9 protein-coding genes are annotated in these 7,551 nt (G+C 64.0%); 2 read left to right on the top strand and 7 right to left on the bottom strand.

The window, feature by feature from the left end; genetic code table 11:
- Nucleotides 1-113: 113 nt before the first annotated feature.
- The 6 genes from IVA80_RS15135 to IVA80_RS15160 form a co-directional block, all read right to left on the bottom strand.
- The gene (locus IVA80_RS15135) at nt 114-851 is read right to left on the bottom strand and encodes a thioredoxin family protein (RefSeq protein ID WP_247431178.1); all 738 of its coding nucleotides are present in this window, start codon (nt 849-851) and stop codon (nt 114-116) included.
- 16 nt (nt 852-867) lie between these two features.
- Nucleotides 868-1,212, bottom strand: coding sequence for an SRPBCC domain-containing protein (locus IVA80_RS15140; protein WP_247431181.1), 345 nt, complete (start codon nt 1,210-1,212; stop codon nt 868-870).
- Nucleotides 1,209-1,616: a helix-turn-helix transcriptional regulator gene (locus IVA80_RS15145; protein ID WP_247431185.1), complete on the bottom strand. Its 408-nt coding sequence runs from the start codon at nt 1,614-1,616 to the stop codon at nt 1,209-1,211. The genes IVA80_RS15140 and IVA80_RS15145 overlap by 4 nt, the downstream gene beginning before the upstream one ends.
- A gap of 95 nt (nt 1,617-1,711) precedes the next feature.
- The gene (locus tag IVA80_RS15150) at nt 1,712-1,969 is read right to left on the bottom strand and encodes a DUF3551 domain-containing protein (RefSeq protein ID WP_247431188.1); all 258 of its coding nucleotides are present in this window, start codon (nt 1,967-1,969) and stop codon (nt 1,712-1,714) included.
- Nucleotides 1,970-2,113: 144 nt separating this feature from the next.
- Complete coding sequence (locus IVA80_RS15155) at nt 2,114-2,392, bottom strand: DUF3551 domain-containing protein (RefSeq protein ID WP_247431191.1); 279 nt, start codon at nt 2,390-2,392, stop codon at nt 2,114-2,116.
- A gap of 150 nt (nt 2,393-2,542) precedes the next feature.
- Nucleotides 2,543-3,517, bottom strand: a complete 975-nt coding sequence (locus tag IVA80_RS15160) for a tripartite tricarboxylate transporter substrate binding protein (RefSeq protein WP_247431195.1) — start codon at nt 3,515-3,517, stop codon at nt 2,543-2,545.
- 125 nt (nt 3,518-3,642) lie between these two features.
- On the opposite strand from IVA80_RS15160, the gene IVA80_RS15165 reads away from it, so the two are divergent.
- Complete coding sequence (locus tag IVA80_RS15165) at nt 3,643-4,062, top strand: VOC family protein (RefSeq protein WP_247431199.1); 420 nt, start codon at nt 3,643-3,645, stop codon at nt 4,060-4,062.
- Nucleotides 4,063-4,281: 219 nt separating this feature from the next.
- Complete coding sequence (locus IVA80_RS15170; protein ID WP_247431202.1) at nt 4,282-5,862, top strand: AMP-binding protein; 1,581 nt, start codon at nt 4,282-4,284, stop codon at nt 5,860-5,862.
- 140 nt (nt 5,863-6,002) lie between these two features.
- Here the strand turns inward: IVA80_RS15170 and IVA80_RS15175 are convergent, their stop codons facing one another.
- On the bottom strand, nt 6,003-7,097 hold the full coding sequence (locus tag IVA80_RS15175; protein ID WP_247431205.1) for an HD domain-containing phosphohydrolase: 1,095 nt from the start codon (nt 7,095-7,097) through the stop codon (nt 6,003-6,005).
- Nucleotides 7,098-7,551 lie beyond the last annotated feature (454 nt).

Consider the following 7,551-nt stretch of genomic DNA (forward strand, 5'->3'; position numbering starts at 1 on the left):
GCTTGCCTTCCAACCAAGCCGCGCGACGCGCGCCACAAATAGCGCCGTAGCTAGCGCGGCTTGGCTGGAAGGCTGCCCGGGGCCCGTTACCCCATCTACGACGTCAAGCTAACTCACCCGTGGCAGCACGCTTCCTTCGCCGCTTGCGGCTCGTACTGGTCGCGCAGGCGGACCCAGTCCATCGGATAGGGCAGGCCGTCCTCGTGACGACCGAGCGGGGTGAGATCGAGGTACTGATAGGCCGCGTTCATCATGTCGAGACCGCGGGCGAAGCACGAATAGGTATGGAAGATCTCGCCGGCCTCGTTGCGGTAGAACACGCTGATACCGGGCAGCTCCGGACCATAGAAGGGCGTAGTGCCGAAATTGTACTTCGGCACGCCCTTGTCGATCTGCTCGCGCGTGAACGAGACTTCGTAGTCGTAGTTGAACTCATTGCCGCCCGACGAGACCCAATCAAAAGTCCAGCCCATCCGCGTCTTGAAGGCCTCGAGCTTGGCCGCCGGCGCCAGCGAGATCGCAACCGTGGTGGTGTCGCGCGCTTCGAGGTGCGGCGCCATGCGATCAAGACCGTCGGCCCAGAACGAGCAGCTCTTGCAGGCAGCGTTCCAGTCGGGCGCAAACATCACGTGCTGCACCACGAGCTGCCGGCGGCCTCTGAAGAGATCGCCGAGCGTCACCTTGCCGTTGGGTCCGTCGAACACGTAATTCTTGTCGACTTTTACCCAGGGCAACGCGCGGCGCTGCTCGGCAAGGCGCTCGCGCGCCTGGCTGAGCTCCTTCTCATGCGCCAGATGGGCCTTGCGGGCCGCGATCCATTGCTCACGCGAGACGATCTGATGTTGCTGCATGGTATCCTCCATAGTGTCAGGCGACGAAGGCATCGAGTCTGTCGAAGAACGAGCTCCAGCCGCGCTGGTGGTTGTCGCGCGCGGTTTCGTCGAAGAACTGGGCGTGATGGAAGATCATCAACGTGCCGGCGCTGTCCGGCTTCAGCGTGATCGTCACCAGCGATTCGCGTTCCGGCGTCGAATGCCATGCCCAGGTGAAGACCAGCCGCTCGTTCGGCACGGCTTCGAGATAGCTGCCGCCCGCTTCGAAATATTCGCCGTCGTCGCGGGTGAAGCTGATGCGATAACGGCCGCCGGTGCGGACATCGAGCTCGGCGTTCAGCGTCGCCGGCTTCATGTTCGGCGGCCCGAACCATTTCATGAGCTGCTCGGCTTGCGTCCAGGCGGCGTAGACTTTTTCCGGCCGCGCGCGGAGCCGGCGCGTGAGGGTGAGGCTTGGACGCTCTGCTGGGCGTTCGGCTGTGACGGCGGCGTTGGCCATTTCTCTTCCTCCACGAAGGCCGCAAGGCGGTCGAACTTCTCGGACCAGAACTGCGCATAACGATTGAGCCAGTTCATCGCCCGCTCCATCGGCTGCGCGGTGAGCCGGCAGGAGACGGTGCGTCCGGTCTTCTCCCGCACGATCAGTCCCGCATCCGTGAGCACGTCGAGATGCTTCATGATTGCCGGTAGCGAGACGGGAAACGGCGCGGCCAATTCGCTCACCGACAGACTGTCCTGCTCGCCGAGACGCGCGAGCAGTGCGCGCCTCGTCGGATCGGACAACGCCGCAAATGTCCGGTCCAGCGCTTCGTCCTGATACTTAACCACAAGGTTTAGTATAAGCGCGAGCGGGAAGGCGTCAAGCGGGAACCTGGCGGCTAGTACGGCAAAACGCGCCGCCCGCGTGGCGCGGTCTGTTGCGGTGAGCTTCTCAGGATGAAGCGAGGATTCTCCAGGCAATAGCCCTTGCGGCCTGACACGCTGAAGAGGCACTGCTCATGGGTTTGATAAGAGCAGTCGCCGGGATAACCGAATTCGGAATCAGCGATGCACCAGGGAGAATCCGCCCGCGCCGGGCGGGTAGCGGCAATCCCGGCAAGGGTGATGACGCCGAGCACCAATAGCATTTTGCGCATGACCTGACCTCCCACGCTTACCGCGCGAAATGCGCCGCCTGCATAGAGTCAGGTTTGCGGAGGCCGGTTTATTCCAGGGCTACACCATAGAAATCGACGCGATCGCCCGCCCGATGCCTCGCCACTACGCTGGCCTGACCGGCATCAATTCGGCACGGGATGCCGGATCTTCCGACGCGGCTGCGGTTGCGGCCGAGGCGCCTGCCCATAGGCGACAAGCGGATTGGGGCCGCAGTACAGCAGCCGGCCGGAGACACTGGCCTGGCATTGCTCATAGGTGCTGTAGGCACATTCGCCGGGATAATCATACTCGCCGCCCTGGGCGCACCAGGGATAGTCGCGCGCCGCCGCAGGCGTGATGGTGACGACGCCGGCAAGGACCGTCGCGCCCAGCGTCAGCAGCGCCAATCGCATCTTGCGCATGATCCCAACTCCTCTCTTCACAGCGCGAGATACGCGCCATGTATCATCAGGTTTCGCCGTGCCGTTTTATTCCAGATCAAGGGAACGAAATACACCAAGAAAAAAGCCCTGCCGAACGGCAGGGCTCCAATCGCAGGGATCACAAGATCGCTACTCGACCTTCAGGCCGGCGAACTCGACGACCTTCTTCCACTTATCGGTCTCGGCCTTGATCTCCTCGCCGAACGCCTCGGGCGTCTGCACCCGCGGCTCGCCGCCGAGCTCGACCAGGCGCTTGGTCATGTCGGGCTCCTTCATCAGCGTGTTGATCTCATTGTTGAGCTTGGTGATGATCTCCTTCGGCGTGTTCTTCGGCGCGCCCATGCCGAACAGCGCGCTGGCCTCGTAGTCCTTCACGGTCTCGGCGATCGCCTGCACGTCGGGAAGCTGCGTCGAGCGCTCTGTGGTGGTGACGCCGATCGCGCGAAGCGAGCCGGAGCGGATGTGCTGGATGATCGAGGGCATGTTGTCGAAGATCACCTGCACCTGGCCGCCGAGCATGTCGGTGATCGCGGGCGCAGCGCCGCGATAGGGCACGTGCTGCATCTTGCAACCGGTCATCGCCATGAACATCTCGCCGGACAGATGCACCGAGGTGCCGTTGCCGGAGGATGCCATGTTCACCTTGCCGGGATTGGCCTTCACATATTCGATGAACTCGGCGACGTTCTTGGCCGGAACGTCCTTGTTGACGGTCATCACGTTCGGCACGCGCTGGAACGAGGCGACCGGCGCGATGTCGCGCACGAAGTTGAACTTCAGATTGGTGTAGAGCGAGGCGTTGATGAAATTGGCCGGATTGACCAGCTGCAGCGTGTAGCCGTCGGGCTCGGCATTGACGACCGATTCGGTACCGATATTGTTGCCGGCGCCCGGCTTGTTCTCGATCACGAATTGCTGGCCGAGCCGTTCCGACAGCCGCTGGCCGATCAACCGCGCCAGGATGTCGGTGGCCCCGCCCGGCGGATAGCCGACCACCCATTTCACGGGCCGGGCCGGATAGTCGGCGGCAAGGGCCTTCGACAGCGGGGTGGCTGCAAGCGGACTGGCGGCGAGCAGGCCCAGCGCGGTACGGCGAGTGATCATCTCAAGGGTTCTCCCACGTGTTGTTCTTGAAAGCCAGATGGCTTCAAAGTGACGTCGATGCGGTTGTAACAAAGCTTGCCGCGGGCGGAAAGTGCGCGGGGCGCATCACGACGAAAGGATAACGCATGCCGGTCAAGGTCGAGGCCCTCGATCATCTCGTCATCAACGTCGCCGACGTGGCAGCTACCGCCGAGTGGTACCGCAAGATTCTCGGCATGGAAGTCAAGGTGTTCGACCCCGGCGGCGGCAAAGCGCCGCGGACTTCGCTCGTCTTTGGTAACCAGAAGATCAACGTCCGGCCACGCGATGCCGACAAGGTGGAGTGGTTCACCGCGGACCATCAGACCGCCGGCAGCGAGGATCTGTGTTTCCTCACCTCCGCCGCGCCCGACGAGGTGGTGGCGCATTTGCAGGCACATGGCGTTGCGATCGAGGAAGGCCCGGTTTCCAGGCAGGGCGCCCGCGGTACACTGCGCTCAGTCTACTGCCGGGATCCGGATGGCAGTTTGATCGAGATATCATCGTACGAGGATCGAGGCCGCTAGGGTCCGGCGCGAACCAAACACTCAGCCGTCGTGCCCGGGCTTGTCCCGGGCATCCACGCCTTTGACACCAGACACGCGGACATACGTGGATGGCCGGGTCAAGCCCGGCCATGACGAAGGAGGGAGCGAGCACATTTGCTCCCCGCGCCATCCGATGGCAGGAAGACGCAATAATCCAAAGGCAGCCGCCATCAAGATGCAGGCTGCACGGGAGGATTCATGCCACTTCAACAGACCGCCGCCGGAATCGTGGGGCCGTTCGACGGGGTCGACGTGCCCTGGCTGCTGAACATGCGCGCCGAGATGCGCCGCGATCATGCGTTCCTGATTTGGGCGCCGTTCGATGCGCCGGCGCGGCGCTGGAGCTACGGCGAGTTTCACGAGCGCGTCGGCGCGCTCGCCGCGGGGCTCGTCAAGCGCGGCGTGAAGCCAGGCGAATATGTTCTCATTCATCTCGACAATTGCATCGAGGCGTTGCTCGCCTGGTTTGCGTGCGTCGAGTTAGGGGCCATCGCGGTGACCACCAACACCCGCTCGGCGCCGGCGGAGATCGAATATTTCGCCGATCATTGCGGCGCGGTCGCCGCGATCACGCAGCCGGCCTATGCCGAGATCGTCGCGCAAAACTGCCGCAACATCCGCTGGCTGGCGGTGACCTCGCACGATGCGGGCGCAGCGCCTGCGCAAGCGGTCTCACGCGGCGACAGTTTCGATTCACTGTTCGCCGACAGCGCCGACCGTCCCAGGCGCGCGGCCGATCCGCTCGCACCGTGCAGCGTGCAGTACACGTCGGGCACGACATCGCGCCCGAAGGCGGTGCTCTGGACCCATGCCAATGCTCTATGGGGCGCCAAGATCAACGCCGCGCATGAGGACCTGCACGCGAGCGACGTGCACCAGGCCTATCTGCCGCTATTTCACACCAATGCGCTGGCCTATTCGATGCTGGCAACGCTGTGGGTCGGCGCCACCTGCGTGATCCAGCCGCGCTTCTCGGCAAGCCGGTTCTGGCGCGTCGCGCGCGAGCACGGCTCGACCTGGACGTCGACCATTCCGTTCTGCATGAAGGCGCTGCTCGAGCAGGAGGTCCCCCGGGATCACAAATTCCGCCTGTGGGGCACTGCCATCAACGAGCCGCCGGCCTTTGCTGCCTTCGGCGTCAAGATCATCGGCTGGTGGGGGATGACCGAGACCATCACCCACGGCATCGTCGGCGAGGTCGACCAGCCCAACATCCCGATGTCGATCGGGCGCGCCGCGAGCGAATATCAGATCCGCATCGCCGACGATGACGGACGGCCGACGGAGGTCGGAGACACCGGCAATCTCTCGATCAAGGGCGTTGTCGGCCTGTCACTGTTCGCCGAATATCTGCACAATGAAAAGGCGACGCGCGAAAGTTTTGACGCGCACGGCTTCTTTCTCACCGGCGACCGCGTCGAGCGGCTGGAGAACGGCTTCATCAGGTTCGGCGACCGCGCCAAGGACATGCTGAAGGTCGGCGGCGAGAATGTCGCGGCCTCCGAGATCGAGCAGGTGATCGCGATCGTATCAGGCGTGCGCGAGGCCGCGGTGGTGGCGAAGACGCATCCGATGCTGGACGAGGTGCCGGTCGTGTTCATCATCCCGCATGGCGGCGTCGCCGGCGCTGCGCCCGATCTGCATGATCGCGTGATGGCAGCCTGCCGCAAGGGTCTTGCCGACTTCAAGGTGCCGCGCGAGATCAGGCTCGTCGACGACATGCCGCGCTCGACGCTGGAGAAGGTGGCGAAGGCGGAGTTGCGGAAGATGGTGGGGTGAGAGCGCGACGAAACGGCACACTGCCGTAGGGTGGGCAAAGCGAAGCGTGCCCACATTCATGCCGCGGATGTGGAAGCATCGTGGGCACGGCGCGCGAAGGGCGCGCCTTTGCCCACCCTACGGCAGCGGAGAATGCCTCGTCAAAACGATCCGAGCGCCACGGGCCGGAATGCCTGCAGCAGCTGCTGATCCAGCTTGCCGCCCATGCCTTCCATCATCGCGAATGCGCGCGAGTGCGTGAAGGGCATGCGGTAGGCGCGCTTCTCAACGAGCGCGGCGTAGATGTCGACGATCGTCGTGACCCGCACGATATCGCTGATCTGGTTCGACGACAGGCCATTCGGATAGCCGCTGCCGTCGAGGAATTCGTGGTGATGCAGCACGACGTCGAGCATCTCCGGCGGGAAGCCGCCTTGCTCGGCGAGCGCGTCATAGCCGCGGCGCGGATGCTGGCGCACCTCGGCCATCTCTTCGTCGGTGAGCTTGCCGGGCTTGTCGAGCAGCACGGAGGGAACGAAGGCCTTGCCGACGTCGTGCAGCAACGCGGCGCGGGTCAGGCGACGCTGGTCGTCCTCGCGCATGCCGAGATGCTGCGCGAAGGCGACGGCAAAGCCGGTGACGAATAGGCAGTGCCGATAGCTGCCGACATGATGGCAGCCGACGGTGGTGAGCCATTCGCGCAGCGAGGAGTGCTTGATCGCCTTCAGGATCTTGCTCTCGGCGGCGATGACGTCGTCGAAGGTCAGGGGCACGCCGAGCGGCAGCTTCTCGAACATCTTTCTCAGCACCGCGTGCGCCGCCTCGACGCCGCGGTTGAGCGTCTTGCCGCGGTCGGTCGCATCATAGGTGGCGGTATCGGGAAACGCGGCGCGGATGCGTTGCAGGATATCCTCGGGCAGGAGCGGCCGCGAGATCGTGTCGGTGGCGCCCAGCGCCCAGGCCTGCATGGTGCCGTGATGCAGGGCATCGGCGAGCACGAACAGCCGCGGCATCGTGCGATAGGCAGCGCCGCGCAGCTTGTTGCGCACCCGCTGCACGCTCTCGGGCGAGCGCAGATTGATGTCGACCACGAGACCGGACAGATCGCGCGACGGCTGCTCGGGAATGTCCTGCGTCGTCACCGTCGAGACGTCGCCCACGGCCTTCAGGATGCTGGCAAGCTCGGTGCTCTCGTCGCTCCGGTCGGAGGCGAGCAAGAGCCGGCGTTTGGCGGCGGATTTGGCTGGCGCGTTCATGGCTTCCCCAAAAGCACGGGACTGTATTTGGCGTCAGCCTAAGCCGGATCAGGTTCTCCGCCCCTTAAGAGGTGTGCTCAATGGACCCCTGCGGAATTAGGGACAATTTTAGGGGAATTCAGTTCCGCAAGGGTGCCTATCAAAAACGGCGAAAACAACCCCATGCACAGTAGAATGGTCATTGATAACAAAGAGGAATTTTGGGCGCCGTCCCGCCACCGTCGTCATCGCCCCGCCCTTCTGTTTAGACCGGGCGATCCAAGACTCCGAGACGGCGCGGCTACAACCGAGAAGCCGCGGCGTGCTGGATGCCCCGCCTGCGCGTGGCATGACAGCGAGATCGTGGAGACGCCTGATCGGCATAGGGGGCGACCTTGTGGGTCGCTCCCCTGCCACACCACCCGGCATGCGGGTCCGCACCGGGCGGTTCGAGAAGTTGAGGTCATGAGAGACG

Origin of the sequence: Bradyrhizobium sp. 139, assembly GCF_023074175.1 — a bacterium.
In the GTDB taxonomy this organism is placed as follows: domain Bacteria; phylum Pseudomonadota; class Alphaproteobacteria; order Rhizobiales; family Xanthobacteraceae; genus Bradyrhizobium.